Origin of the sequence: Endozoicomonas acroporae (assembly GCF_002864045.1) — a bacterium.
Taxonomy (GTDB): domain Bacteria; phylum Pseudomonadota; class Gammaproteobacteria; order Pseudomonadales; family Endozoicomonadaceae; genus Endozoicomonas; species Endozoicomonas acroporae.
This window is the reverse complement of the sequence record NZ_PJPV01000021.1, coordinates 12,787-38,801: the sequence shown is the minus strand read 5'-3', so window position 1 is coordinate 38,801 and position 26,015 is coordinate 12,787. Positions and strand designations below refer to the sequence as shown.

Below are 26,015 nucleotides of genomic sequence, written 5' to 3'. Positions count from 1 at the left end.
TGCGGTCAGCGACCTTTTCCCCGACTGAGTAAAATGATGAAGTTATTCCGGGACAAATCCTGACGGCACTCACTCAAGACCACTTGCCTGATTGATCATCACTTCCTATGGGCGACACACTGAGCATCCCCTCCTACGTTGGACGATTTGCGCCGTCTCCTTCTGGCCCTCTGCACTTTGGCTCTCTGGTTGCGGCACTGGCCAGTTATCTGGATGCTCAGGTCCATCAGGGAAAATGGCTCGTGCGCATGGAAGACATTGACCCGCCAAGAGAACAGCCCAAAGCGGCCGACCTGATTCTCAAGGCGCTGGATGTTTATGGCCTGCATTGGGATGACAGCGTGCTGTTTCAGAGTGATCGCAGCGAAGCCTATGACCAGGCTCTGGACACTCTGCTCCGTACCGAGAGACTTTACCCATGTACCTGCACCCGCAAAAAACTGGCCGGTTTGAACGGTGTGTACCCCGGTTACTGTCGCAATCACCGTGAAATCCCAAACCAGCCCCATAGCCTCAGGCTGTTGTGCCATGACGATGTCATGCAATTTCAGGATCGTATTCAGGGTGATCAGCAGTTTGATTTAAGCGCCCTTGGTGATTTTATTCTCAAGCGCAAGGATGGGCTATACGCCTACCAACTGGCCGTTTGCGTTGATGATCACTTTCAGGGGGTTACCCATATTGTCAGGGGAGTAGACATTCTGGATTCCACCCCGAGACAGCTCTATCTGCAAAGCCAGTTACAGTATCTGCACCCGGTCTATGCCCATGTTCCGGTGATTACCCGGAACCCCGGCAATAAACTCAGCAAGCAGAACCATGCGCCCGCCATACCACTGGACAACCCCCGTCCACTGATGATCAAGGCATTGACGGCATTTGGCCTGAAACCAGAGCCAGACCTGTTGATGAACTCTGTTGAAGAGATCCTGTCCTGGGGAATAAAAAACTGGACCATGAGCAACATGGCGGGAAAAAAAGAGATTTTGCAGAACTCTCTGGACAACCGTTGACGTTTCGTGGCAATTCCAGCGAAACGAGCAGTCTGAGCCAGGAAGTCGCCATATACCCGAAAGACTGGCAACGAAACGTCAACAGACCCCGGGCAAACCTACCGCTATCCTGTCGAACATGTTATATATGGTTGAATAAATCCTATCCAGAGGCCTTCAGGCACCTGGGAATGGGCCACAACAAAAAGATGTGTTCAAGGAGCGAATATGTCGATAGTCTTTAAAACAGCTCTGGTTGCTGCTCTTTCATTTTTCGCCGTAAACCTGACGGCAAATACCCTGACTTTTTCCTCTTTAAGTGATACTTCCAGCAGGCCTGCGGCAGACAACCCTGACATCTGTGATGCCGCGAGACGAACCCGGGAACAGCTTATACGTCAAGAACCGTCTATAACGATGAAGTCGCCCATTCACACACAAGGCGTATCATCCTGCTTTACACCGGATGAAAACCTGATCTTTGTTGCCACACTGGAAGCTCAAAGGGTGCTCGGACCCAATGCCCCCTGGTATACAGAACTCAGCCAGGATGTAAAAAGCCGCGTAACCGAAGCCTGCGGCATCATGGGCTTTGAGAACAGTAAAGTCAGCCGCGCCTACGACTACTGTCTGGAAAGCCGACAGGAAGAGCTGTTGAGTCCCTACGTAGAAAAATTTGCCAAAGAGTCCAGTAAATATCTCCGTAAACGTCAGCAAGTGGCGGACAGCCTGGTGGTTCGTTGTGATGCCTCGTTAAGTGTAAAACGCAGCCGCCTCCCCAAAGGCATGCGTTTCCCGGTGGCATGGTACAACTCGGACAGCCAATCCGTACCCAGCTGGTTACTGGAACAAAAGCTGGATGATGACCAGTGGCTGGAACAGATAGGCAAATTAAAAATTGATAATATTATGGTCGATGTTCTGGGTAGCGATTGTCCCGGTGAAATGATTTACTGGGTCACTTACGATGCGCCTGGACTGTAAACCTGCAAAAGTCTCAGACTCTGTTGGCGCAAACCTTCATACACCGGCAGACCTGAGACGCTCACTGGTGCTCAAGTAAGTTGTCAGGAGCCCGAACATTGAATACCTTCAGCGCCGTTACAACACCTCCGGAAATATACACCCCTGCCGATGCCCGCCTGCTTTTATGGCCGCAGATCATCCCCGAATCCACAGGCTGGCAGTTTTACTCAGAGCTGCACTCCACACTGCCCTGGCAGCAGGATCAGATAACCATTTATGGTAAAACCCTGCCGGTGCCCAGGCTTCAGGTTTGGATGGGGGATCCTGGTGCACACTATCAATATTCAGGTCTGGCGCTTTCTCCACAGCCATGGAGTCAGACCGTTATCGCCATTAAACAACTGGTCGAAACAATCTGTTGCCATCACTTTAACTCGGTATTAATCAACCTTTATCGCAGTGGACAGGACAGCAATGGCTGGCACAGTGACGATGAGCCGGAATTAGGCGAAAACCCGGTGATTGCCTCATTCAATCTGGGCGCGACACGGCGATTCCGGCTGCGCCACAAATACCGAAAAGACATCCAGCCTTACACTTTTGACCTGACGTCAGGCTCCCTGTTGTTAATGGCCGGAACTACCCAAAAATACTGGCAGCACTGCCTGACAAAAACAGCAAGACCAGTAGAGCCGAGGATCAACTTGACCTTTCGTCGGGTGATTACACGCTTCCCCGAAGAACAACGGGCAAAAAACGGATAGAAAGGTAATCTCCGGAAAAGCCAGACATTAGCCTCAATCTTACTCCAACGTTAAAAGTGAACTTATTTCCACTGCATCCGCACTCCGTTCGTCCTGAGCTTGTCGAAGGGCGGAAACTCCGGACTCTGATAGATCGTGCCAAGCACCCTTCGACTCCGCTCAGGGTGAACGGAGATCGTACACGTCAAACTCATTGAAACCATGTACTAGGAGCCTGACCGACAATAGACTGCCAGTAATCTTTTGCGGTTTACCCATATAACCATTACCATGTCCGTCCAACGGCAAAACTGCACAGACGTAATATGTATATCTACCGCCTGGTTCTGCTTCTGGTGATCGGTATTTACCTTTTTTCTCCAGCCATCATGGGCTGGTGGATTACGTTTGGTGAACAGTGGTATCAGCCCTGGATACTCTGGTTCATCCTGATTGTCGCGGGCTTTACCCTTCAGATCAGGGGTAACAGCGATGAGCTTTGAACTGGAGTATATCGTTCTGGCCAGTGTTGCCTATCTGGCGGTTCTTTTTCTCTGCGCCTGGGCGACGGATCGAGGCATCATCCCGCGCAGAGTGGTTCATCACCCGGCAACCTATGTTCTGTCCCTGGGCATCTATGCCAGTAGCTGGGCCTACTATGGCAGTATCGGGGTTGCCCACGACGATGGTTATGTTTTTCTCGGTTTTTACTTTGGCCTGAGCGGTGCATTTTTATTAGCACCTGTCCTGCTGGTGCCAATATTAAGAATAACCTCCACCTATCAACTCAGTTCTCTGGCCGATGTGCTGGCCTTCCGTTTCCGAAGCCCCGTGGCGGGTACGCTAAGTACACTGCTGCTGCTGTTTATCACCTTTCCCCTGCTGGCCCTGCAGATACAGGCCGTGGCAGACGGTGTTTATCTTCTGAGCGATGACACCTCTCCGGAAATGCTGGCCTTCGGTTTTTGTATTATGGTCACGTTACTGACCATGATGTTTGGTACCCGACACTTGGCCAGCCGCCACCAGCATGATGGTCTGGTGGTGGCAATTGCCTTTGAGTCGCTGCTGAAACTGCTGATTATGGCGCTGCTGGGCGGCGTCGTCATCGTCGAAGTGTTTAGTGGTTTTTCCGGATTAAACCACTGGCTTGAAGCCAACTCTGAGGTCATCATCGGGATGAACTCTCATCTGGAAGATGGCCCCTGGCGAACAACGCTGTTGATGTTTTTTGCCTCAGCTGTGGTTATGCCCCACATGTTTCACATGACCTTTGCCGAAAACCGCGACATAAAAATGTTATTCACTGCCAGCTGGGGCCTGCCATTCTTTTTATTACTGTTGAGTATTTCCACCCCTCTGATTCTCTGGGCGGGTCTCAAAATCGGCAGCCCTTATCCGCCCGAGTACTTTCCACTGGCTATTGGTCATGCCGTGGATAGTCAATGGTTGACCATCATCGCCTATATCGGCGGGCTTTCGGCGGCCAGTGGCCTGTTTATGGTGACCTCACTGTCACTGTCTTCCATGTTGCTGAACCACGTCATCCTGCCGCTTTATCAGACCCTTTATCAGTCCGGAGAGTCGGCCCAGGCCCAGATGAATATCTACCGCTGGCTGACCAATGTAAAACGTCTGATTATCGCCACCCTGATCCTCGCCTGTTATGGGTTTTACCGGCTGCTGCATAACGAGGTGGACATGTACAGCCTGAGCATCGTCGCCTATGTGGGAGCCCTGCAACTGCTGCCCGGTACTCTGTCTACACTCTATTGGGGCAGGGCAAACCATAAGGGGCTGATTCTCGGGATTCTCTCTGGAACCGCAGTCTGGTTCTTTACCCTGATGCTGCCTTTAACCATGGGACTCGAGATTTTCCCAATCCGCAGCGTCAACTTCGGCACCATCACGAACGATGGCTGGTATATTGCTGCTGTCTCATCACTGGTGGTGAATGTGCTGGTGTTCTACCTGGTCTCCAGTTTTACCAAAATGCCTGATGAAGAGCGCAGCGCGGCGGCCGCCTGCCTGGTTCGTGAGGTGCGTCAGCAGCCCTACAAAATCCCCAAGGCCCGCTCTTCCTACGAATTTCAGGAGATGCTCAGCGCCCCTCTGGGGCCGGTGGCGGCGCAGACGGAAATCAATAAAGCTCTGACCGATCTCAATATGAGACCGGACGACAACCGTCCGCACTCCCTGAGACGACTCAGGGAGCGTATTGAGAATAATCTATCCGGGCTTATGGGACCCACCATTGCCCATGACATCGTCGACTCCTTTTTGCCACTGGATGTTGATAATGATTACGTCCCCAAAGATATCCATTTTATGGAATCCCGGCTGGAAGCGTATCACTCAAAACTGACTGGTCTGGCAGGTGAGCTTGATAGCTTGAGACGTTATCACCGGGACACATTGAACAGCCTGCCCATGGCCGTCTGCTCCATTGATGCTGCCATCGAGAGCACGTCGCTTGATCACCAGGAATCGCTGCCATCGAACAACACCGGCGAAGTGATGCTCTGGAATCAGGCAATGGCAGAATTAACCGGTATTCCTGCTGATGCTGTTCTGGGGATGCCCCTGAAGACCATTCCTGCTCCCTGGAACCAGGTGCTCAATGATTTTATGCAACTCCCCAACAATCACCTGAACAAGCACTGTGTTGAAATGGAAGGCAGCACCCGCTATTTCAGCCTGCACAAAGCCGCAGTTCAGGCACCGGTTTCCGGTACCGGTGGTAATCAGGTCATGTTGCTGGAGGACCAGACAGAAACCAAAATGCTGGAAGAACAGCTCTTTCACAGTGAACGACTGGCGTCGATCGGGCAGCTGGCCGCCGGTGTTGCCCATGAAATTGGCAACCCGATTACCGGTATAGACTGCCTTGCCCAGGAAATGAGTGCACTATCATCGGACCCGGATATACAACAGAGTTCCCGGCAAATACTGGAACAAACCCAAAGAGTCAGCCGCATTGTGCAAACACTGGTGTCTTATGCTCACTCCGGTCAGAAAGGAGGAGAGAAAATCGGTCATAACGGTGATTCCCCATCGGTAGCCGAACCCGTAGAAGTGTTCAGCACCATCCAGGAAGCCATCAGTCTGTTGCAATTGAGCCATAAGAACAGCAATATCGTATTCCGTAATCTGTGCATCGATGGTCTCTGCGTCAGCGGTAATAGCCAAAAATTACAACAGGTGTTTATCAATCTGCTGAAAAATGCCGCCGATGCCTCAGAGGAAGGCACTGGCACGGAGGAGAGTGTTGTTTCCGTCAGCACCACAGCCAACCAGCACACGGTCACCCTTCGTTTTGAAGACCAGGGGCATGGCATTCCCAAAGCCATTCAGGAAAGGCTGTTTGAGCCATTTTTCACCACCAAGGAAGCGGGTAAGGGGACTGGCCTGGGTCTGGCTCTGACCTGGAATATTATCGAAGAACATTTTGGCAGTATTCAGGTGGTGAGTCCGCTGGATCCAATCACAGGGCGGGGGACCTGCTTCATCATTTCGCTTCCACGCTACGAGTCCGAGTCAGTGATGACTTCAGACACAGGGGAGCAGCCGTTGGAATTTCATGGGGACATGGCATGAGTCAGGACCAGATACTGATTGTTGAAGATGAAGAAATTATCCGATCGTCACTGCGTCGTCTTCTTGAACGACAAGGATATGGTATTACTGAGGCTGGCTCGGTTCATGAAGCGGAAGACTTTCTGAAACAGCAGTCTTTTTCGCTGATCATCAGCGATCTGAGGCTTCCCGGTAAGCCCGGTACTGAAATGATCAACCTGGCCAATGGCATCCCGGTACTGATCATGACCAGCTATGCCAGCCTGAACTCGGCAGTCTCGACCATGAAGCAGGGGGCCGTCGATTATATTGCCAAGCCCTTTGATCATGCAGAGATGATTCAGCGCGTGGCTGAAGCTATTGAAAGGCAGGCAGCTCAGACTACCGGCAGCGATGCGGAACAGGGCAACAAGGAAGCGATATGCTCCGGCGATGGCTTTAATGGCATTCTGGGACAGTGTGATGCCATGCAGCTATTGTTCCGGCAAATACAGAAGGTGGCTCCAACCGATGCCACGGTATTGATTCAGGGTGAATCAGGCACCGGTAAAGAGCTGGTTGCCCGGGCCATCCATGAAAACAGTAAACGCATCAATGGCCCGATGATTTCTGTTAACTGTGCCGCCATTCCGGAAACACTGATTGAATCAGAGCTTTTTGGTCATGAAAAAGGGTCATTTACCGGAGCTACAGCCGCCAGGACCGGCCTGATCGAAGCGGCCAATGGTGGCACACTGTTTCTTGATGAAATTGGTGAGCTGCCACTGGAAGCCCAGGCCAGGCTACTTCGAGTTCTTCAGGAAGGTGAAATTCGTCGTGTCGGTTCAGTACAATCCCAGTCTGTTGATGTTCGACTGATTGCCGCTACTCACCGGAATCTCCGCCAGCTCTCAGCACAGAATGCGTTTCGTGAAGACCTCTACTATCGACTGAAAGTGGTGGAACTGCGCATTCCGCCACTCAGGGAGAGAGGCAATGATATCCTGATGCTGGCGGAAAAACTGCTGGCCAAAACCTGTGGCAAAATGGGGCTGGAGGTCTTCTCACTGGCCCCCGAAACCATGGCCGCCATTTCCCAGTATCAGTGGCCCGGGAATGTTCGCGAAATGGAGCATGCCATTGAACGGGGTGTCATTCTTTCTGAAGACAATATCATCACTCCGGAAAACCTGGATATTGACGTTCGTGTGAAGCAGACCCTGTTCCGTCAGGATGCCGAAGAACTTCAGGATGGCCTGACTCTGGAAGACTACTTTCAGCGTTTTGTTCTTGAGCACCAGGATCAAATGACCGAAACCGATCTTGCGCAAAAGCTGGGTATCAGTAGAAAAACACTCTGGGAGCGGCGCCAGCGCCTGGGTATTCCGAGAAAGAAAACAGCGGCTACTTAGCATTATGGTACCAATGCAATTGATGGGTTCCTTCTATCAATGACTCCCAAGCTCCGTTCGTCCTGAGCGGAGTCGAAGGGCGTAAACACCATACCCGGAATAAAGACTGTGCCAATACCCTTCGTCCGTGCATCCTGAGTCGGGCCGAGGGGCGCTCAGGGTGGACGGAGATTGTACACATCAAACTCATCGAAATGATGTACTGGATTAGCATGTGTGACAAACAGATTAATTGTACGTTGGTACAGTTAACAAGGTGCTATTTTTTACCCCTTTTACCTGAAAAGATAAATGAATACATTTTATGGAATCTTTTCATAAATAAGAGGTCATATATTAGTACTAATAATAATATCAATCCCTGTTTGACGGGATTCAGGAGGTTTATATGCGCTTTGATGATAGTTCCAAAATAGTAGATTTCTTCTCGAATGCATGGAAAGCAGCAAGTGATAATGATATCCAACCTGATCAGTGTCAGAACTGTTTTAATTTTAGTTATAGATTGGTCAAAACGTGTGTAGTGGCGGTTTGCTGCCCAAAACCATCGGAAGATGACCCGGCAGGATTGACAGAGCCGTTACTGACTGAAGCCGATCAAGGTGTTGTGGCTAAACAACCAGATCGGAACGATATGTCAGAATCGGATCCAAATTCGGATATATATTTTGTGGGGAATAGTGAAGTTGCGGAGTGTGACTCTGTCCCTTACGAGTCTTTGGCGGGTGATTCGCCTAAACCCGAGGAAAATTACGAGTCTTTGGTGGATGAATCGCCCAAACCCAAGGTAAAATATGAGTCTTTGGTAGGTAATTTGTCCCAACCCGAGATAAACGTCACTAACGAGCAGTTAGGGGTGAAAGAATAAAAAGGATTTACACATGGTCATTGTCTGCAGCCATTAGTCCAGTGTCAGGGCGACAAAAGCTGATTTCAAATTGAATAAGATGTCTTTGGCTTATTAACTTGAAAAAGTTCAAACACTAAAGTCGAATCCTTGTCAGTTCAACTTCAAAGGATTTTGAAGTTGAACTGTTCCAGACATCAGGCGGGCTGTTCGCTCAAGTCAGCGTCACTTTCACTGGCTGATTTGATCTTGGATTCATCCCACATTACAAAGTAGATAAGCGCACATATGAACAGTGCCACAGCAGGCAAGAGGAACATTAGTGCATCGATGCCGAGCAATACTGAGGCTGGCTGTGTTTCCAGTTCTGCCTGATAGCCAATAAAAGATAACCCCGTACCCGCGATGAAACCTGCCAGTGCCTGCCCCATCTTACGGGCAAATGAATAGCTGGAATAGATGACGCCTTCCTGACGCTGACCAGATAAGTAAGAGTTGTAGTCAATACTGTCAGATACATTTGCCCAGATCAGCAAATTAGGAAGCAGCATCAGTGGAATGCCCACAAAGAGCCACAGGAACATGACATAAATTGAGTCAGGCAGTAAAAAGCAAACGGTAGCAGTAATACCGGCTGACAGAAATCCGGTAATCATAATTTTTCGGGTACCGAACGTTAAGGCGAGCTTTCCGATAAACGATGAAATGATAAGGATGGCAAGAACACTGACCGCTGAGCTTAAGGATATGAACCACAGTTGGCCATCCAGGTTCTCAGTCAGGAAATAGTAGGTAATGGCACTCTGGGCCATAAATGCCGCCAGCATAAATGCGGAAGATATACTCACACAGAGAAATAATGAGTTTTTCCGCAAAGAGGTGATACCCTGAAAAATGTTAATGTTTTCGGTTGAAGGCTCGTGTCGTATATATTCAGCAGTATACCGGTAGGATATAAGATAGGCGATCATGGCAAAAATGCTGACGAAGACAGCAGAGTACAAATAACCTTTGGCAAAGTCATCGGCGAAAATTGACAGGAAAAGTGGTACGGCAATGTTGCCTACGACATTGCCAGCCATGCTACCGACGCCTCTGGCAGCGGAAAGAGAGGCTCGCTCACCTTTATCATTGGTCATCACTGTCGCCAGTGAACCATAGGGAATATTGATAAAGGTATATGCCATGCCCCAGACAATGTAGGTGGCGTAAGCCCAAATCAGTTTTTGTGAGTCACTCAGGCCCTGTGGTGCCCAAAACACAAAAATGGCTGCCACCGCAACAGGCCAGCTGCCTTTCACCAGAAAGCCGCGAAACTTGTCCCCGGTATGCTTGCGGGTGAAGAGTTTGTCACAGAGAGCACCCATGATCGGGTCATTCACCGCATCCCAGATTCTGGCAACGAAAAACAGCGTCCCCGCTGCAGCGGCAGTAATACCCAGTACATCCGTGTAATAAGCCAGCAAGAAAGTGGACATCATACCGAAGGTCAGTGTGTTGCCCAGGTCCCCCATGGCATAGCCAACTCGATTGAGCTTGGTAATGGTCTTCATTGTGTCGCCTTTTTTTAATTGTTTTTGTTCTATAAATTTTTTTGGCTTGCCTTAAGAGCTCGAGTTCAGAGTTTGTAATGTACGACAGTGCATTACAATGAGCAAATAAGGGGCTCTTATCGCGTAGCCGATAAATCTCTTGCTGCGTATAACAACGACAGCCAGGTGAGAGGCTCTTATCGCGTAGCCGATAAATCTCGATAAATGAACAAAGCGGCAGCATTGTCAGAAAAATTTCTGGCAAATTTTCAATTTTCTACCACTATAGAGTGTCGATTACCTGTCTTTGATTCATGAATTAAAATATGAGATTGCCCTGTACCGTTTTCTCCCTGGTTCAGATACGGATCAGGTATTGCGCTGGTGTTTCAGCCAACCGTCAATCACTGGATTAACTTGGACACTTTTTTCTATGCAATTTCAGGTGAAAAAAATTGTGAAGAGGGTGGGGTATGGATCCTGCATCATTGGCTAGTACATTAAACTCGTTATCTATTACGAGTACCGCAGACCAAAGTAAAGTGGGTACAGAGGAACCATCAGACAACGGTAATCCAAAAATAATGGATGCCAGGGTAGTTAAAAATAAATTACCACTGAAAGAAGATATTTATTCTCAGGTATTAAATATTCAAGTTATCAGTGATCGATTAATTCAATACCTTGGACTGGATGATCTTCGCCGATTGGGTGCTGCATTAATAAGCAGTGCAGAGTGTAAGCCTTTATTTTCCAGCACTAGAGAGGAGGTGAGAAATATTGTGTTTACTCCGGTGGAAATTGACGGTTCGCTCTGGGAGGGTAATTATGCATGGTATTCTTTTTTAGTTGATGATGGTTCCTGGGAAACACGGGGGACGCCGCAGCCCGGTATGGTCGAATACACAACTGAGTGCAGGGAGGTTGACAAAGTCTTCTCATATCAAGAGGGTGAAAATGAAACACAAAACTGGATCATGTTTGGTGAATTAAAGGATGGTAGTGTTTATAAGTTTGAAGGGGGGTGTGATTATACAGGATTTGATTGTATAGGTGGCGGGGAGTTGATATCGGCACCTGGCTGGAGAAATTTGTTTGATCATCTTACTGCTTATGAAATTGGCAGTTTTATCGATAACTTGAACCAGGGGTCAGTAGAATTAAAACAAGCCTTGAATGATATTTCTGATTCTAAAGACCTGAATGAAGTATTAGCGCAATTGTTTTCCGATAAAATTATCCCGGACTGTTTGCAACTAAGGTAGATCAGTCTGTCTTTTGAAAAAACGAAATATCTGGTCTCCCTGCATTGCAAAAAAAGACCTTCCCTATAGAATCACATTTTTATTATTTTCAGGTACACATTCTCCTATGTCCGCGCATGAGGAAAAGCGGCTCCCTCCCGCTGTATTTTTGATGGGTCCTACCGCTTCAGGCAAAACTGACCTTGCGGTAGCGCTCAGCAAAGAGCTGCCTTTTGAGATCATCAGTGTTGACTCGGCACTTATTTATAAAGGGATGGATATCGGCACTGCCAAGCCGGCACCTGAGGTTCTGGTGGAAGCGCCTCATCACCTGATCGACATTCTTGATCCGGCGGAATCTTATTCAGCCGCCGATTTTCGACGGGATGCCCTGGCGTTGATGGCGGATATCACCGCCCGTGGGAGAATACCTCTGCTGGTTGGTGGTACGATGATGTACTTTAAGGTGCTCAGGGACGGTATGGCGACCATGCCCGCTGCTGATGCCGGGGTTCGTCAACGGCTGCTGGATAGCTCAAGGGCACGGGGTTGGGCATTTTTACACCAGCAGCTCTCAGGCGTTGATCCGGAAGCAGCACTGAGAATAAAACCCTCAGATACCCAGCGCTTGCAGCGCGCCCTGGAGGTTTATGAGCTGACTGGTAAACCGCTTTCTCAATGGCACAGGGAGCAGAAAGAGCAACGTTTACCCTATGGCATTGTCAGCCTGGCGATGGCTCCAAAAGACCGTTCTGTGCTCCATGAACGCATTGCACTGCGTTTCAGAATGATGCTGGAGAACGGTTTTCTGGAGGAAGCAACCCGGCTTTATCAGCGTGGGGACCTGAATGTTACCATGCCTTCTGTCCGTTCCGTTGGTTATCGTCAGGCCTGGTCTTACCTTGCTGGGGAACTAAGCTACGATGAGATGGTCGAAAGAGGTATTATTGCGACCCGACAACTGGCTAAAAGGCAGTTAACCTGGCTCAGAAGCTGGCCTGATATTCACTGGCTTGATACGTTTTCCAACAACCTGCCAGGTGATGCCTTGAAAGTTTTGGAGGGTGCCCTTAAATAGCATCGGTACAATTTATAGTCATGAGGTAAAGTGCATAGCCCTGAGGAATGCCAAGGGTGTAAATGTAACTTTCTTCCATAAGCCATTGGCTGTTTAGACTTATTGATTAATAAAGTAGTACCTTAGAACCTCTAATTGTTCCGGCAGGACTGGTGGGAGTAGCTAGTATTACTTATTGAGTGCGGTGTTGGGTTAGCTTAATGTGAGTCGGCATTTCATAGGCTGTACATATATTGAACAATGAGTACTGGCACAGCCGGTCCAGCGGATAGTCCTCCCCAAAGTGAAACAAGGCTATTCAAAAACCCGAGAATTAAAAGGAGTACAGAAATGTCAAAAGGGCATTCTCTACAAGACCCTTACCTGAATGTGCTGCGTAAAGAACGCGTGCCGGTTTCTATCTACCTGGTTAATGGTATTAAGCTTCAGGGGCAGATTGAATCTTTCGATCAGTTCGTTATTCTTCTCAAGAATACGGTGAGCCAGATGGTTTACAAGCACGCCGTATCAACTGTCGTTCCCAGCCGTCCGGTTCGTTTGCCGATGCAGGGTACTGATCAGCCTGAGAATGAGTAATTCTGTTGATGCATCTTGAAGGCACCTGAGGTGCCTTTGGGTGTTTATATTTATTTTAAAAATGAGCCATGTGGCGCAGTCTTGTTTTCAGGTTTCTGTTAGCTGGCCCCCAGCTCTTGCGGTTCGTGGCTGTTTAGGAGATCTATTTGTTTTTTGACCGCCATGAGGGTGGTGAAACCGCAGTTCTTGTTCATCTGGAATTGAACGATGAGCGTGAGCGGGAAGACCCCCAGGAATTTATGGAGCTGGTACGCTCCGCTGGCGTTGAGTCTGCCGCATTTATTACCGCAGGCTGCAAACATCCCAATCCCCGTTTCTTTGTCGGTCCCGGCAAAGTTGAAGAAATCCGTCAGCTGGTTGTCCTGCACGATGTCGATGTTGTGCTGTTTAATCATGCCCTCTCTCCGAGCCAGGAACGTAATCTGGAAAAAGAGCTGAAATGCCGGGTTATTGATCGTACCGGACTGATTCTGGATATTTTTGCCCAGCGTGCCAGAACCTTTGAAGGTAAACTTCAGGTTGAGCTGGCTCAGTTGCAACACATGAGCACACGACTGGTTCGCGGCTGGACTCACCTTGAACGACAAAAGGGTGGTATCGGCCTGAGAGGACCGGGTGAAACCCAGCTGGAAACCGACCGTCGTCTTCTAAGGGCGCGCATCAAAAGCATTAGCCGTCGTTTGGAAAAGGTGCGCAGGCAGCGGGAGCAGGGACGACGTTCCAGACAGCGGGCAGAGGTTCCCCAGGTATCACTGGTTGGTTATACGAACGCTGGTAAGTCGACACTGTTTAACCGCGTGACCGAGTCGGTGGTTTATGCGGCTGACCAATTGTTTGCCACCCTTGACCCAACGCTGCGGCGAATTGATTTGCCGGATATCGGGCCTGTCGTTCTTGCGGATACAGTGGGTTTCATACGTCACCTGCCTCATAAGCTGGTGGAGGCATTTCGGGCAACCCTTGAGGAAACCCGTCAGGCTGATCTTCTGCTGCATGTTATTGACAGCCATGATCCGGAGCGTCTGGAAAACATGGATCAGGTTCATTCGGTACTGAAAGAGATCAATGCGGATGAAGTGCCACAGTTGGAGGTCTATAACAAAATTGACCTGTTACAGGGGGTAGAGCCGAAAATCCAGCGCAATGATGAAGGGCGTCCTGTGCGGGTCTGGGTTTCCGCAGTGACCGGAGAGGGTGCTGATCTGCTGCAGGACGCCATCAAAGAGTTGCTTTCTGATGATATGCTGCAGGGACAGTTAACCCTGAAACCTGCCCAGGGACGCATCCGTGCCCGTCTTTATAAGCTTGGTGCTATTCAATCCGAAGCCTACTCCGATAGCGGTGATGTGGTTCTGGATATTCGCCTGCCAAAGTCTGACTTTGAGCGCCTTTCCAAGCAGGAAGGTCTGAGTGAGAGTTGCTTTAATTCCATGCTGTAAGCTCTTGCGGTTTGTGCGTATTGGCTCGGGTCAATACGTACGATGTCTTTTATCTTCAATATTACCTTCTCGCTGTCTCTGCTGGCTTTGTGCCAGTAACAGTATGTACTGTTTATGCAGTCAATAAGTGTGGTCGCAGATGATAAAAAGCGTTCCTGGCTGGACAGAATATTTCATCAGGACAGATGGATGAAATTTGGGCGAAACAGCTCTGATTTGGTGTTTGTAAAGAAAATCCGTTGCGGTCTTTACCAATTCGGCTTGCGCTATTCGCTATCCAAACTCTACAATCTGGCTCAGGAACTATCTTTACCGGGTACGTCTTATTGAGTGCCTGTAAAGGCTGGTCAGGATTCCGGACGGTACGGATACATTGCATTTTTTACGCTCCTGTGTTGCAGTGAAGGGCGAAGTGGAAGTTGATGACTGCTCTGGAAATCTATCCTGCGACGTCATGTCATACCTGGGACTCTCAAGGTCTGTAGGTAACTATGGTATGCACATCCTCTGATGGACCGGCAATGGATTTAATCGCCTGTTGTCCCCAGTAACAGGGATGCTCAAACCAAAATTCAATCTGATGCTGACTCTACGGAGACATATATGGCCTGGAACGAGCCGGGTGGAAACAACCAGGATCCATGGGGCGGTGGTAACAAAGGCGATAAGCAAGGACCACCGGACCTGGACGATGCTTTTCGCAAATTTCAGGAAAAACTGAATTCCATGTTTGGGGGAGGCCGCAAAGGCGGTGGTGGCTCCGGTGGTGGTGCTCAGGCAGGCCCCTCTTCCGGCATTTTTATTGGCATTCTGATACTCGCTGTTGCAGCCTACATCTGGAATGCGGTCTATACCGTTGATGAAAAAGAGCAGGCCGTCATCCTGCGCTTTGGTGAGTATGCAGAGACGGTTGGCCCTGGCCTGCATATGTACTTCCCTCCCATTGAAACCAAGTTTCAGGAACGGGTGACTGAACTTCGGACCTATAACCTCTTGCAGCAAATGTTGACCGAAGACGAGAATATCGTCGAGGTGGCCATGTCGGTTCAGTACAATATCGATGATATCAAGCACTATGTTCTCAACGTTGCCAAGCCGCTGGTCAGTCTGGAAGAAGCGACACAGAGTGCATTGCGTCATGTTGTCGGTGGCTCCGAAATGTATCAGGTGTTGACCGAAGGTCGTGAGGTGATGGGTATCGAAGTGCGTGATCGCCTTCAGGCTTATCTGGACAGCTACGGTACCGGCCTTAATGTTGCCAAGGTAAACATTGAGAGCGCCCATCCTCCTAAAGAAGTGCAGGCAGCGTTTGATGACGTTATCCGCGCCCGTGAGGATGAAGAAAGGGCCAAGAACAAGGCCCAGGTGTATGCCAACAAGATCATTCCGGAAGCCCGTGGTCAGGCACAGCGTATTATTGAGAGTGCCAACGGTTACCGTGATGAGGTAGTTGCCAAGGCAGAGGGTGAGGCGGATCGTTTCGTGAAACTGTTGGGTGAGTACCAACAGGCACCTGAAGTAACCCGCGAGCGTCTGTATATTGAGGCGATTGAAGACGTGTTCAGTAAATCCAGCAAGGTACTGGTGGATGTTGAAGGTGGCAATAACATGATGTATCTGCCGCTGGATAAACTGACACAGTCCCATGGTAGCAGCAAAGTGCCATCCAGACAGTTATCTGCCCAGGAATTAAACGAGATTACCACCCGGGTGACAGAAGAATTGAATAAACGCGTCAATAGCTCGCGAGTCAGTGGGGGGAGGGTAAGTCGATGAGTCAGAAAGCCTTCACTGGACTGATTATTTCTCTGGTTGTTGTAATACTGGCGTGGGGAAGTTTATTCGTCATCTCCGAACGGGAGAGGGCGGTACAACTTCGTTTTGGTCAGGTAGTACGTGACAGTATCCCTCCGGGCCTGCATGTGAAAATCCCGCTGGTTGACAAGGTTAAGGTGTTCGATGGCCGTCTGCAGACTCTGGATGTGCCATCCGAGCGCTTCCTGACCCTTGAGCAGAAGGCCGTGATTGTGGATTCCTACATCAAGTGGCGCATTCACAACGTCTACGACTTCTACCGCGCAACGGCAGGCGATGTATTCCGTGCCAGTAACCTGCTTGCCCAGCGTGCTGAGTCCAGCATGCGGAACCAGTTTGGTAGCCTCACTCTGAACGAAGTGGTGTCCGGCCAGCGTGACGAGATGATGGAAGAACTGACCACAACGCTGAATGAAGTTGCCCAGGATGAGCTGGGGGTCAGTGTTATGGATGTACGTATCAAGCGGATTGACCTGCCTCCCCAGGTCAGTGACTCGGTATTTGAGCGGATGTCATCCGAGCGTGAGAAAGAGGCTCAGGACTACCGTTCCCGCGGTCAGGAGATGGCAGAAGGTATCATGGCGAATGCCGACCGTGAAAAGCAGGTGGTTCTTGCCGATGCCTACCGCCAGTCTGAAATGATCCGCGGTGACGGGGATGCCAGGTCAGCTGAGATTTATGCCAGGGCGTATCAGCAGGATCGGGAATTCTATGCCTTCTATCGTAGCCTTCAGGCCTACAAAGAGAGCTTCGGGGAGTCCGGTAACGTCATGCTGATAGAACCAAAAGGTGATTTTTTCCGCTACTTTAATCACGATAAGCAAGGCAAATAATGAACTCTTGCTGCCAGCGCTAAAAAACCGTGGTAATATTATCAAAACCGGGCCTCGCCCGGTTTTTTCGTGTGTGGGCAGGCAGCGAAGAAAAAACTTCCACAGTAACAATAAGAGAGGCTGTTATGACCGTCGCTGATCGCTGGCTGCTGCCTGAGGGAATTGAAGAAATTCTTCCCGGCAGGGCCCGTTGTGCTGAAAAGTTAAGGCGCGACATACTCGACCTGTTTGACCGCTGGGGTTACCAACTGGTGATTCCTCCCCATCTGGAATTTATCGAGTCACTGACGGCAGGTGTCGGTCATGACCTGGATCTGCAAACCTTCAAGGTAACCGATCAGCTGACCGGTAGAACCATGGGATTAAGGGCAGATACCACACCGGCGGTGGCCAGAATTGATGCCCATACCCTGAAAGTGGCTGGCCCGGTAAGACTTTGTTATTCAGGCAGTGTCTTTCATACCCGCCCCGCTTCCCTCGGGGCTTCAAGGTCACCCATCCAGATCGGTGCAGAGCTGTATGGTCACTCTGGCGTGGCAAGTGACCAGGAAGTGATTTCCCTGATGCTGGAAACCCTGGCCCAGGTGGAGGCCGATTCAGTCAGTCTGGATCTTGGGCATGTGCAGATTTACCGGTTGCTGGCATCTCAGGCCGGACTGTCGGGTGATCAGGAGCTGGCGCTTTTTGATGCCTTGCAGCGCAAGGCGATCTCTGAAGTTGAACAGCTGGTCAATCAGTGGGATATCAGCGCAGGGTCTGCCCGAATGCTGAAAAGCCTGCCCAATCTGGCCGGTGGTCCGGAAATACTGGAACGGGCCAGGGGGGAGCTGGCTGATGCTCCTGAGGGCGTCGCCACTGCTCTGGATGAACTCGGGTTGATTGCCAGAGAGATTACCAGTCTTTATCCGGGTGCTGACTTCTATTTCGACCTGGGCGAACTCAGGGGCTACAACTATCATACAGGTGTCGTTTTTGCGGCTTATCTGCCCGGTCAGGGGCAGGCAATCGCCAAAGGCGGGCGCTATGATGGGATCGGTGAAGCCTTCGGCCGATCACGCCCTGCGACCGGTTTCAGCACCGACCTCAAGACGCTTATGGAGCTTAAGGCGTTGCTGGAACTGAAAACAGAAAGTACAGATGACTGTACCGAAGGCAAGACCATTTTTGCACCTGTTGATGCGGATGCTGCCCTGGTGCAGTCCCTGCGTCGGCAGGGGGAGCGGGTAGTTCGCCAGCTGCCCGGGCAAGCGACAGAAGCAGCGGGCATGGGTTGCAACCATCAGCTGATCTGCCGTGACGGCGAATGGTTGGTTGAACCGTTATAAATTGCATTGAAACTAAGAGACCGATTCCATGGGTAAGACTGTTGTCGTACTTGGCACCCAGTGGGGTGATGAAGGTAAAGGCAAGATTGTCGACCTGCTTACCGAGCAGGCGGAAGCTGTTGTTCGCTTCCAGGGCGGCCATAATGCCGGACACACCCTTGTTATTAATGGTGAGAAAACCGTTCTGCACCTGATTCCTTCCGGAATCCTGCGGGAAGATGTGGTTTGTTACATCGGTAACGGTGTTGTGCTGTCTCCTGAAGCGTTGCTGAAAGAGATGAAGCAGTTGGAAGAAACCGGTGTTCCTGTGCGCGAGCGCCTGAAACTCAGCCCTGCCTGTCCTCTGATTCTGCCTTACCATGTGGCGCTGGATCAGGCCCGTGAGCTGGCCCGTGGCGAAGCCAAAATCGGTACGACGGGTCGTGGTATCGGTCCTGCTTATGAAGACAAGGTAGCTCGCCGAGGTTTACGTGTTGCTGATCTGCTGCACCCTGAACGTTTTGCCAGAAAGCTGAAAGAAGTGATGGATTATCACAATTTTGCCCTGCAGCACTACTACAAGACAGAAGCCGTAGATTACCAGACCGTTCTGGATGACACGCTGGCCATGGCCAGGGAACTGATTCCGATGATTGATCGGGTTTCAGACCGTCTGCATGAGCATCATGGGCGTGGTGACCACATTCTGTTTGAAGGTGCCCAGGGTTCTCTGCTGGATATCGACCACGGCACTTACCCGTTTGTCACGTCATCCAACACCACCGCAGGTGGTACCTCTACGGGGACTGGTTTTGGTCCGCTGTACCTGGATTATGTCCTGGGTATTACCAAGGCTTACACCACCCGTGTGGGTTCAGGCCCCTTCCCGACAGAGTTGGATGACGAAAATGGCCGCCATCTGGCCAAAGTCGGTAATGAGTTTGGTGCTACGACCGGTCGTCCACGCCGTTGTGGCTGGTTTGATGCCGTAGCCCTGAGACAGGCTATTCAGATCAACTCGGTCAGTGGCCTCTGCCTGACCAAACTGGATGTGCTAGACGGTCTGGAAACAATCCGCATTTGCGTGGATTACAAGAATGCTGATGGTGAGTCCATTACCACGCCTGTTGACGTTGAAGAGTACGAGTCGGTTCAGCCTGTCTATGAAGAGATGCCGGGCTGGAGTGAGTCGACATTTGGTGCGAAGAGCCTTGATGAGCTGCCTGCCAATGCGCTGGCTTATATCAAGCGTCTTGAAGAAGTCACCGGTGCACCGATTGATATTATTTCCACCGGACCGGACCGTGTAGAAACTATCGTTCTGCGTCAGCCGTTTGCCTGATCATCAGGATTGGCCTCTGTGACAAAATCGCCGGTTTATCATTGGACAAACCGGCTTTATACCTAGTACATGGTTTCAATGAGTTTGACGGGTTGTCGTGCCTCCGCACTCCGTTCGTCCTGAGCTTGTCGAAGGGCGGAAACTCCGGACTCTGATAGATCGTGCCAAGCACCCTTCGACTCCGCTCAGGGTGAACGGAGATCGTACACGTCAAACTCATTGAAACCATGTACTAGGGTGATATTGTCAGTAGTTATGGTTTTGACTTGAATTTATTAAGCGCTTTCAAAGTCACCTGCAATAACTGAGTCATAACCCGTTGGTGGATTTGGGTAAAGACGGTGATAATCGGGCGGGGATTCATAAGATATGGTCAAAAATATGTCCAGGATTTTATCGTTTAGTTGCTCGCAGTTAAGATGTTGAAAATCAGCAGGGGAGGGGGCGTGCCGGTCTTGTTGCCCGATAGCAAACAGTGTGAGAAATTGCTGTTTGAACAGCTTATTTTCACTTGCCAAAAGCTGGTTGCGAAAGGCATCAGAGTTGGCAATTTTGCCCCTCAGAGTGTTGAGTAAATTATCAAAACGCTGGTTTAATTTGCGAAAACATCCTTTGGAGTATTTGTCCATAAAAATAATCAGCAGGTTTTCAGCGGCGCCTGTGCCGATGGGTAAGCCGGGATCCAGATTCAGAGTCTGGTCTGTAAGCAGATGCTCAGTCAGGCCGAAGTTATCAAACATCAGGGTCTGGCCAATAAAATTTACGTGGATACAAGGACTTTGTGGATGTTGATAAAAACTCTGATTATCTACTTTGCTGGATAGAGCGAACGCACCCGTTTGGTAAAAAGATATCTCCGTGTTCACATCAACCTGGTCGTGACTGACAAGCATTTTACAGATTTCTTCCCTGTTTTTGTGACCAGAGTTACTGTTAATTAATTCCTTCGGAGTAAAATTAAGGTAATGACCCCAGCTATCCCCGAGCCTGATGGGAGCATCAGGAAAAATATGAATATTATTTAACAATATTCTGACTGTTTCTGGTGTCAGTTTGTCTGTCACATGATGGTGGCGACGTCGTCCCCGTTCATCAAAAAACATTCTTTTTGGCGGGATACAAAAATTTCTACCTGTCAACGCCTCATTCGGGCAAGCCCCGTGTTCAAGCAATATCACCAATGCTTCTGTCTTGCCGTTTGCCACCGCTTTGGCCGCAGCATCATCCAGCTTATCCTCAACCAGATTAGCGGTGACCATGCCGTTGGCTGAATGATGCTCGCTCACCATGCGTCTGATCAGTGGCACATCATTTGTTGCCGCAGCCCGTAAAAATGTCGCCCTGGTGCCCATAAGTCTCAGAAACACCCTGTTGATAGATTTATGGCAGCGAAGGGCGAACCTCTGCCCAAGGGTTTGCTGGGTTGCCAGATGCGTTTGAGCCTCAGTGGAACTCGCCACATGAGCGTCTATCCGGATGGAGGAGGGTGCGGGCCCGCTGCTGTGTATCATGTTTCTGACTTCGTTGAAATTGTGATGTTTAGGGATTGGCATTTGCAAGCCCCGGAGTTCCATCGTTTATAATAAATGACCTTCCAGACAGTCAATAAGTTCCCGGTCTCATGCAGTTTTTCCTTTATTAACCTCACTTTTCAGCTTCTTTCTTTGCATTAATAGTCTGATGCATGTACTAATACAGAATGGATTTAATGTTGACTTCTCCCCCATCCATGGCCTTTGAAGAAAGATATCATGATTGTAGATTTTCATTTTCACCAGGCAGCCCCGGGCTGCCATACGCCCTAAAAGAGGTGCAATAAGCCCATGTCAAAAGGGTGGAAAAGCCAGGATAGTCAGGCATCTCTCGAAGCAGAGCGCTATGAAAACCCGATCCCCAGTCGTCTGTACATCATGGAATACCTTGAGCAACGAGGGGCGCCGGTCAGCCATCGGGCGTTATGTCGTGCACTGGGTATAAACGACGAAGAACAGCAGGAAGCGCTGATGTTCCGCCTTAAGGCGATGATCCGCGATGGTCAGCTGCTGCAAAACCGCAAGCATGCCTTTGCCCTGATCAGTAAGCTGAATCTTATCAAAGGGGTTGTTCAGGGCAATAAAGAAGGATTTGGCTTTTTAATGCCGGATGGTGGTGGTGAAGATCTCTACCTTTCCCCCCGTGAGATGCGCCAGCTGTTTGATGGTGACCGTGCGGTTGTGCGTGAATCAGGCGTCGATCATCGTGGCCGCAGGGAAGGCCAGCTGGTTGAGGTGATTGAGAGAAATACGACACAGGTTGTCGGTCGTTACTATACCGAGTCTGGTGCGGCCTTTATGGTGCCTGAAAACCCCCGTATCAGCCGGGAGATTATTGTTCAGCCGGGCCCGCTGATGCCCACGGAGGGACAATATATTCTGCTGGAAATTACCCGGCAGCCCGGCCGTCGCAACATGCCTATGGGTATTGTTAAGGAAATTCTCGGTGGCAGAGCCGATGCCGGCATGGAGGTCGAGGTTGCTGTTCGCACCCATAATATTCCCCATGACTGGCCGGAAGCGGTGGAAAAACAGTGCCAGGGTTTTACCACTGAGGTCGCAGAGTCGGACAAAGATTGCCGGGTCGATTTACGGGCAACGCCGTTTGTCACTATTGACGGTGAAGATGCCCGTGATTTTGATGATGCGGTTTATTGTGAGTCAAAAAAAGGCGGCGGCTGGCGTCTTTTTGTTGCGATTGCCGATGTTTCCCACTATGTGAAACCGGGCTCGGCCCTGGATAAGGAAGCGGTTAACCGGGGTACTTCGGTTTACTTCCCGGGGCATGTGATTCCCATGTTGCCGGAGGTTCTGTCCAATGGTTTGTGCTCCCTGAACCCCGAAGTAGATCGCCTGGCAATGGTCTGTGAAATGACCATCAGTGGCAAAGGCAAGATTTCCGGCTACAAATTCTATGAGGGTGTTATCCGCTCCCATGCGCGGCTGACGTATACCAAAGTCTGGGATATGTTGTCCCTCAGTGATGAGGGCCGGGAGCTGCGGAAGCAGTACCAGCCATTAGTGCCACACCTTGAGCATCTGTACTCGCTCTACAAGACCTTGGTCTCCGTCCGGGCAGAGCGGGGCACGATTGACTTTGATACGGTGGAGACCCAGATTATATTTGGTCGCCACCGCAAGATTGAGCAGATTGTGCCCAGGGAACGTAATGACGCCCATAAGTTGATTGAAGAGTGTATGCTGTGCGCCAATTTGTGCGCGGCAAAGTTCCTGGAAAAGCACAAACTCCCGGGGCTTTACCGTGTGCACGAAGGGCCGACGCTGGAGAAGAAGCTTAACCTGAACAGCTTTATTGGCAGTCTGGGGCTGGCACTTCCCTCTGGCAAAATCACCCCCCGTGATATTCAGGCATTGTTGCTTACGGTGAAAGATCGTCCTGATTACCATGTGATTCAGACCGTGGTTCTGCGCTCAATGAGCCAGGCGGTCTACAGTGGTGATAATCAGGGGCATTTTGGCCTGGCCTTCAAGGCTTATGCACACTTTACCTCACCCATCCGGCGTTATCCTGACCTGCTGGTACACAGGGCGATTCGTCATATTATCCGCTCAGAAAGTCCCTCCCGGCATGTGGTTCGAGTGGGGGCCAGCCCCATACCTGAAAAGCGCATCTACCCCTATAACGCCGGCGATATTCAGGCACTGGGAGAGCACTGTTCCACCACAGAGCGGCGGGCTGATCTGGCAACCCGTGATGCCATGGACTGGCTGAAGTGCGACTATATGCAGCAGCATATTGGTCAGACCTTCAGCGGTATTGTCTCTTCAGTGACCGGATTCGGGTTGTTTGTGGAGCTGAAAGATGTCTATGTCGAGGGATTGGTTCATGTGACCAGCCTGCCGGATGACTATTATATTTACGACAATGTTCATCATTGCATGCGCGGTGAGCGCACCGGTCGCCGGTTTGGTCTGGGCGATGAGTTGGAGGTGATGGTCAGTAAGGTAAATCTGGACGATAAGAAGATCGACTTTGAACTGCTGTCAGCGCTCAGCAGGCCGGGAAGAAGAAAGTCATCCGGTAAGTCTGGTTCGGCGAAAAAATCCCGTTCATCGGGAAGCGCAGCGCTTGGCAGTCGATTCAAGTCGGCAGCGGCCAAGGAAAAACTGCTCAGAGAAGCCAGGGCTGCTGAAGAGGCGGCTAAAAAAGGAAAAGGCACTTCATCCGCCAAGGGCTCTCCATCAGCTAAGGGCTCTTCATCCGCCAAGGGCTCTGCCGAAGACGGTAAGCCATCCGGTCGTAAGGCGAAAGGCAGGAAATCGGCCAAAACAACCGGTAAAAAGGGCAAGCCAACCGCTTCCGGCAAAAAGAAGACTGCCGGTAAGAAAAAAGCCAGTAGCGCCCGAAAGTCTGATTCAGCCAAAGCCTCAAAGCCAACGGGTAAACAGCCTCGTAAACGGAAGATCAGTCAATAAGCTTCGCACCACAGGTATTATCAATCATTGCTGCCTGGCTCCATGGGGTACTCCGGGAGCCTGTTTGCTTTATCGATATGTCTTTTGAAATCAGGCCGCTTCACAGCGGCCTTTTTGTTTTCGCGTTGATAAGAGTTGTTATTTAACGATCACTTTCCGGGCAAGGAAAACACCATAGTGGCAGAATTGGTTAAATATCTAAATGTTCATAGGGAACTAAAAATAAATATTAATATCTATTAGCTGTAACAAACAAAAATTAAATGAAAACGGAGGGTTTTGATATGAACCAAAATATCACTTTTAATCCAAAAATGGACTTTAGTCCAATAAAAAACGAAAGCACCAATCCTAAATATGAACACTCTTCTGGTCGTTCAGGCATGCGGGAATGCATGGAAAGTTCTAACCAAAAAAATTATCTCTCCTGTGAAAAACAATTCACTGATAATGAGATAAAAAGTATTCCATTGCCGGATCGTTTAGTAGCTGTTTCGAAAAAAACCATTAAATTTCTTTGTCAGGCTACTTTGACGCTTACTCTCCCGGTTGCTCCCTCGGCTTTAGTCGGGTTTGCTATCGGGGCTACCGGGTCTGCTGCTGTCGGGGTTGATGGTGCCGGGTTTGATGCTTGTGCTGAGCTTGCTGTCGGGCCTACCTTGATTGCCTTGGCTGGATTTACTATCGGGGCCTTCTGGGGTTCTGTTGTGGGTGAAAGGGCTACCAGCGATGTTGATACCAGTGTTGCCAAAGGTGTTGCGACAGGTGTTGCTACCAGTGTTTGTATGGGGACTGCCGGGGCTGTCGGTGTTGCTACCTCGTCTGCTATCGGGTCTACTGTCGAGGCTGTTGGTAATTATTTCTTTAAAAAAGAAGATTAAAATGTTTAGCCGAGCTATTTTTACGCATACTCGCTCGGCTGTTGACAGCCTCCTCGGAGGCTATTGAGGTTGATGCATATAACTAGCTGAAAATGAGTCCGGTGGCGCATAGGCCATGCTTATTCTGGCCATTTTCGTTAGCATATCAGTGTTAAAACATCAGCAATAACCCCTGTCCTTCCAGTTTTGCTAAAATCCCCCCTTTTTATGGCCTGTAAAGGCTTTCAAATGAGAAATCAATGAGCAATGACGTAGTATTTGGCCTGCATGCGGTGCAGAGCCTGTTTGAACGGTCGCCCGAAAGAATACTGGAGCTTCAGATCCAGAAAGGTCGTACGGATAAGCGAATCAATGCCCTGGTTGACCAGGCCAGAGAACAGGGCGTTTCCGTCCGATTTGTTGAACGCAGCCGTCTTGATGCCAAAGCGGAGGGTGTGCATCAGGGTATTATGGCCAGAGTCTCTGCCGCCCGGGTTTACCGGGAAGAAGACCTGGAGGATATTCTAGATGGGCTGAATGAACCACCCTTTCTCCTGATTCTGGATGGCGTTACGGACCCTCACAATCTGGGGGCCTGCCTGCGGACTGCCGATGCAGCAGGTGTGCATGCGGTGATTGTGCCCAGGGATAAGTCTGCCAGTCTCAATGCCACAGCAACCAAAGTGGCCTGTGGCGCAGCAGACAACGTACCTCTGATTCAGGTGACCAACCTGGCACGGAGTATGGAATGGCTCAAGGAGCGAGGTATCTGGATGATTGGTACCGCAGGTGAGAGTTCTGGCAATATTCATCAGTCGGATTTAACCGGTCCTCTGGCTCTGGTCATGGGCGCAGAAGGTAAAGGAATGCGTCGCCTGACCAGAGACCTGTGTGACTCGCTGATTTTTATTCCAATGGCCGGTTCTGTCAGTAGCCTCAATGTGTCGGTTGCTACCGGGGTGTGTTTATTTGAGGCGGTCCGACAGAGACAATGATTGTCACTCCCCG

At 50.1% G+C, this 26,015-nt stretch carries 20 protein-coding genes and 1 pseudogene; 19 read left to right on the top strand and 2 right to left on the bottom strand.

What is annotated here, in order from left to right; translation table 11 throughout:
* Positions 1-107 precede the first annotated feature (107 nt).
* The 8 genes and pseudogenes from gluQRS (at position 108) to CX664_RS03845 (ending at position 8,536) form a co-directional block, all read left to right on the top strand.
* On the top strand, positions 108-1,013 hold the full coding sequence (gluQRS, locus tag CX664_RS03870; protein WP_101745458.1) for a tRNA glutamyl-Q(34) synthetase GluQRS: 906 nt from the start codon (positions 108-110) through the stop codon (positions 1,011-1,013).
* Positions 1,014-1,220: 207 nt separating this feature from the next.
* Positions 1,221-1,976: a hypothetical protein gene (locus CX664_RS03865; RefSeq protein ID WP_101745457.1), complete on the top strand. Its 756-nt coding sequence runs from the start codon at positions 1,221-1,223 to the stop codon at positions 1,974-1,976.
* Between the two features lie 98 nt (positions 1,977-2,074).
* A complete protein-coding gene (locus tag CX664_RS03860) occupies positions 2,075-2,722 on the top strand; it encodes an alpha-ketoglutarate-dependent dioxygenase AlkB family protein (RefSeq protein WP_101745456.1) in 648 nt (215 codons plus the stop codon).
* Positions 2,723-3,027: 305 nt separating this feature from the next.
* A complete protein-coding gene (locus CX664_RS26160; RefSeq protein ID WP_163370786.1) occupies positions 3,028-3,204 on the top strand; it encodes a hypothetical protein in 177 nt (58 codons plus the stop codon).
* 2,290 nt (positions 3,205-5,494) lie between these two features.
* Positions 5,495-5,695: pseudogene (locus CX664_RS28425) on the top strand (histidine kinase dimerization/phospho-acceptor domain-containing protein); the annotation flags it as partial.
* Positions 5,681-6,298: a sensor histidine kinase gene (locus tag CX664_RS28420; RefSeq protein WP_476700506.1), complete on the top strand. Its 618-nt coding sequence runs from the start codon at positions 5,681-5,683 to the stop codon at positions 6,296-6,298. The pseudogene CX664_RS28425 and the gene CX664_RS28420, both read left to right, overlap by 15 nt.
* Complete coding sequence (locus CX664_RS03850) at positions 6,295-7,668, top strand: sigma-54-dependent transcriptional regulator (RefSeq protein ID WP_101745454.1); 1,374 nt, start codon at positions 6,295-6,297, stop codon at positions 7,666-7,668. Before CX664_RS28420 ends, CX664_RS03850 begins: the two co-directional genes overlap by 4 nt.
* A 388-nt stretch (positions 7,669-8,056) precedes the next feature.
* Complete coding sequence (locus CX664_RS03845; RefSeq protein ID WP_101745453.1) at positions 8,057-8,536, top strand: hypothetical protein; 480 nt, start codon at positions 8,057-8,059, stop codon at positions 8,534-8,536.
* A gap of 176 nt (positions 8,537-8,712) precedes the next feature.
* On the opposite strand, the gene CX664_RS03840 is transcribed toward CX664_RS03845, so the two are convergent.
* A complete protein-coding gene (locus CX664_RS03840; RefSeq protein ID WP_101745452.1) occupies positions 8,713-10,068 on the bottom strand; it encodes an MFS transporter in 1,356 nt (451 codons plus the stop codon).
* A 452-nt stretch (positions 10,069-10,520) separates the two neighbouring features.
* On the opposite strand from CX664_RS03840, the gene CX664_RS03835 reads away from it, so the two are divergent.
* From CX664_RS03835 to CX664_RS03795, 8 genes are all read left to right on the top strand, one after another.
* Complete coding sequence (locus CX664_RS03835) at positions 10,521-11,312, top strand: hypothetical protein (protein ID WP_145999802.1); 792 nt, start codon at positions 10,521-10,523, stop codon at positions 11,310-11,312.
* A gap of 106 nt (positions 11,313-11,418) precedes the next feature.
* Positions 11,419-12,369 (top strand): tRNA (adenosine(37)-N6)-dimethylallyltransferase MiaA, encoded by a 951-nt coding sequence (miaA, locus tag CX664_RS03830; RefSeq protein WP_101745450.1) that lies wholly within the window; start codon positions 11,419-11,421, stop codon positions 12,367-12,369.
* A gap of 330 nt (positions 12,370-12,699) precedes the next feature.
* Positions 12,700-12,945 (top strand): RNA chaperone Hfq, encoded by a 246-nt coding sequence (hfq, locus tag CX664_RS03825; protein WP_101745449.1) that lies wholly within the window; start codon positions 12,700-12,702, stop codon positions 12,943-12,945.
* 146 nt (positions 12,946-13,091) lie between these two features.
* Positions 13,092-14,384, top strand: coding sequence for a ribosome rescue GTPase HflX (gene hflX, locus CX664_RS03820; RefSeq protein ID WP_101745448.1), 1,293 nt, complete (start codon positions 13,092-13,094; stop codon positions 14,382-14,384).
* Positions 14,385-14,987: 603 nt separating this feature from the next.
* Positions 14,988-16,160, top strand: coding sequence for an FtsH protease activity modulator HflK (gene hflK / locus CX664_RS03810; RefSeq protein WP_101745446.1), 1,173 nt, complete (start codon positions 14,988-14,990; stop codon positions 16,158-16,160).
* On the top strand, positions 16,157-17,032 hold the full coding sequence (gene hflC / locus CX664_RS03805; RefSeq protein ID WP_101745445.1) for a protease modulator HflC: 876 nt from the start codon (positions 16,157-16,159) through the stop codon (positions 17,030-17,032). Before hflK ends, hflC begins: the two co-directional genes overlap by 4 nt.
* 125 nt (positions 17,033-17,157) lie before the next feature.
* Positions 17,158-18,357: an ATP phosphoribosyltransferase regulatory subunit gene (locus CX664_RS03800; RefSeq protein WP_101745444.1), complete on the top strand. Its 1,200-nt coding sequence runs from the start codon at positions 17,158-17,160 to the stop codon at positions 18,355-18,357.
* A gap of 28 nt (positions 18,358-18,385) precedes the next feature.
* The gene (locus CX664_RS03795; protein ID WP_101745443.1) at positions 18,386-19,678 is read left to right on the top strand and encodes an adenylosuccinate synthase; all 1,293 of its coding nucleotides are present in this window, start codon (positions 18,386-18,388) and stop codon (positions 19,676-19,678) included.
* Positions 19,679-19,953: 275 nt separating this feature from the next.
* Here the strand turns inward: CX664_RS03795 and CX664_RS03790 are convergent, their stop codons facing one another.
* Complete coding sequence (locus CX664_RS03790; protein ID WP_145999801.1) at positions 19,954-21,138, bottom strand: hypothetical protein; 1,185 nt, start codon at positions 21,136-21,138, stop codon at positions 19,954-19,956.
* A gap of 363 nt (positions 21,139-21,501) precedes the next feature.
* Between CX664_RS03790 and rnr the strand changes: the two genes are divergently transcribed.
* The 3 genes from rnr (at position 21,502) to rlmB (ending at position 26,002) form a co-directional block, all read left to right on the top strand.
* A complete protein-coding gene (gene rnr, locus CX664_RS03785; protein ID WP_101745441.1) occupies positions 21,502-24,147 on the top strand; it encodes a ribonuclease R in 2,646 nt (881 codons plus the stop codon).
* Positions 24,148-24,431: 284 nt separating this feature from the next.
* A complete protein-coding gene (locus CX664_RS03780) occupies positions 24,432-25,028 on the top strand; it encodes a hypothetical protein (RefSeq protein WP_145999800.1) in 597 nt (198 codons plus the stop codon).
* Positions 25,029-25,267: 239 nt separating this feature from the next.
* Positions 25,268-26,002 carry a 23S rRNA (guanosine(2251)-2'-O)-methyltransferase RlmB gene (gene rlmB, locus CX664_RS03775; protein ID WP_101745439.1) on the top strand — a complete coding sequence of 245 codons (735 nt, stop codon included), beginning with the start codon at positions 25,268-25,270 and terminating at the stop codon, positions 26,000-26,002.
* Positions 26,003-26,015 lie beyond the last annotated feature (13 nt).

Coding starts and splice junctions, on each gene's coding strand:
- hflC (WP_101745445.1), top strand. CDS start 16,157: ATGAGTCAGAAAGCCTTCACTGGACTGATTATTTCTCTGGTTGTTGTA.
- CX664_RS03800 (WP_101745444.1), top strand. CDS start 17,158: ATGACCGTCGCTGATCGCTGGCTGCTGCCTGAGGGAATTGAAGAAATT.
- miaA (WP_101745450.1), top strand. CDS start 11,419: ATGTCCGCGCATGAGGAAAAGCGGCTCCCTCCCGCTGTATTTTTGATG.
- hflK (WP_101745446.1), top strand. CDS start 14,988: ATGGCCTGGAACGAGCCGGGTGGAAACAACCAGGATCCATGGGGCGGT.
- CX664_RS03850 (WP_101745454.1), top strand. CDS start 6,295: ATGAGTCAGGACCAGATACTGATTGTTGAAGATGAAGAAATTATCCGA.
- CX664_RS26160 (WP_163370786.1), top strand. CDS start 3,028: ATGTATATCTACCGCCTGGTTCTGCTTCTGGTGATCGGTATTTACCTT.
- hfq (WP_101745449.1), top strand. CDS start 12,700: ATGTCAAAAGGGCATTCTCTACAAGACCCTTACCTGAATGTGCTGCGT.
- gluQRS (WP_101745458.1), top strand. CDS start 108: ATGGGCGACACACTGAGCATCCCCTCCTACGTTGGACGATTTGCGCCG.
- CX664_RS03780 (WP_145999800.1), top strand. CDS start 24,432: ATGAACCAAAATATCACTTTTAATCCAAAAATGGACTTTAGTCCAATA.
- CX664_RS03845 (WP_101745453.1), top strand. CDS start 8,057: ATGCGCTTTGATGATAGTTCCAAAATAGTAGATTTCTTCTCGAATGCA.
- rnr (WP_101745441.1), top strand. CDS start 21,502: ATGTCAAAAGGGTGGAAAAGCCAGGATAGTCAGGCATCTCTCGAAGCA.
- CX664_RS03865 (WP_101745457.1), top strand. CDS start 1,221: ATGTCGATAGTCTTTAAAACAGCTCTGGTTGCTGCTCTTTCATTTTTC.
- rlmB (WP_101745439.1), top strand. CDS start 25,268: ATGAGCAATGACGTAGTATTTGGCCTGCATGCGGTGCAGAGCCTGTTT.
- CX664_RS03840 (WP_101745452.1), bottom strand. CDS start 10,068: ATGAAGACCATTACCAAGCTCAATCGAGTTGGCTATGCCATGGGGGAC.
- CX664_RS03835 (WP_145999802.1), top strand. CDS start 10,521: ATGGATCCTGCATCATTGGCTAGTACATTAAACTCGTTATCTATTACG.
- CX664_RS03795 (WP_101745443.1), top strand. CDS start 18,386: ATGGGTAAGACTGTTGTCGTACTTGGCACCCAGTGGGGTGATGAAGGT.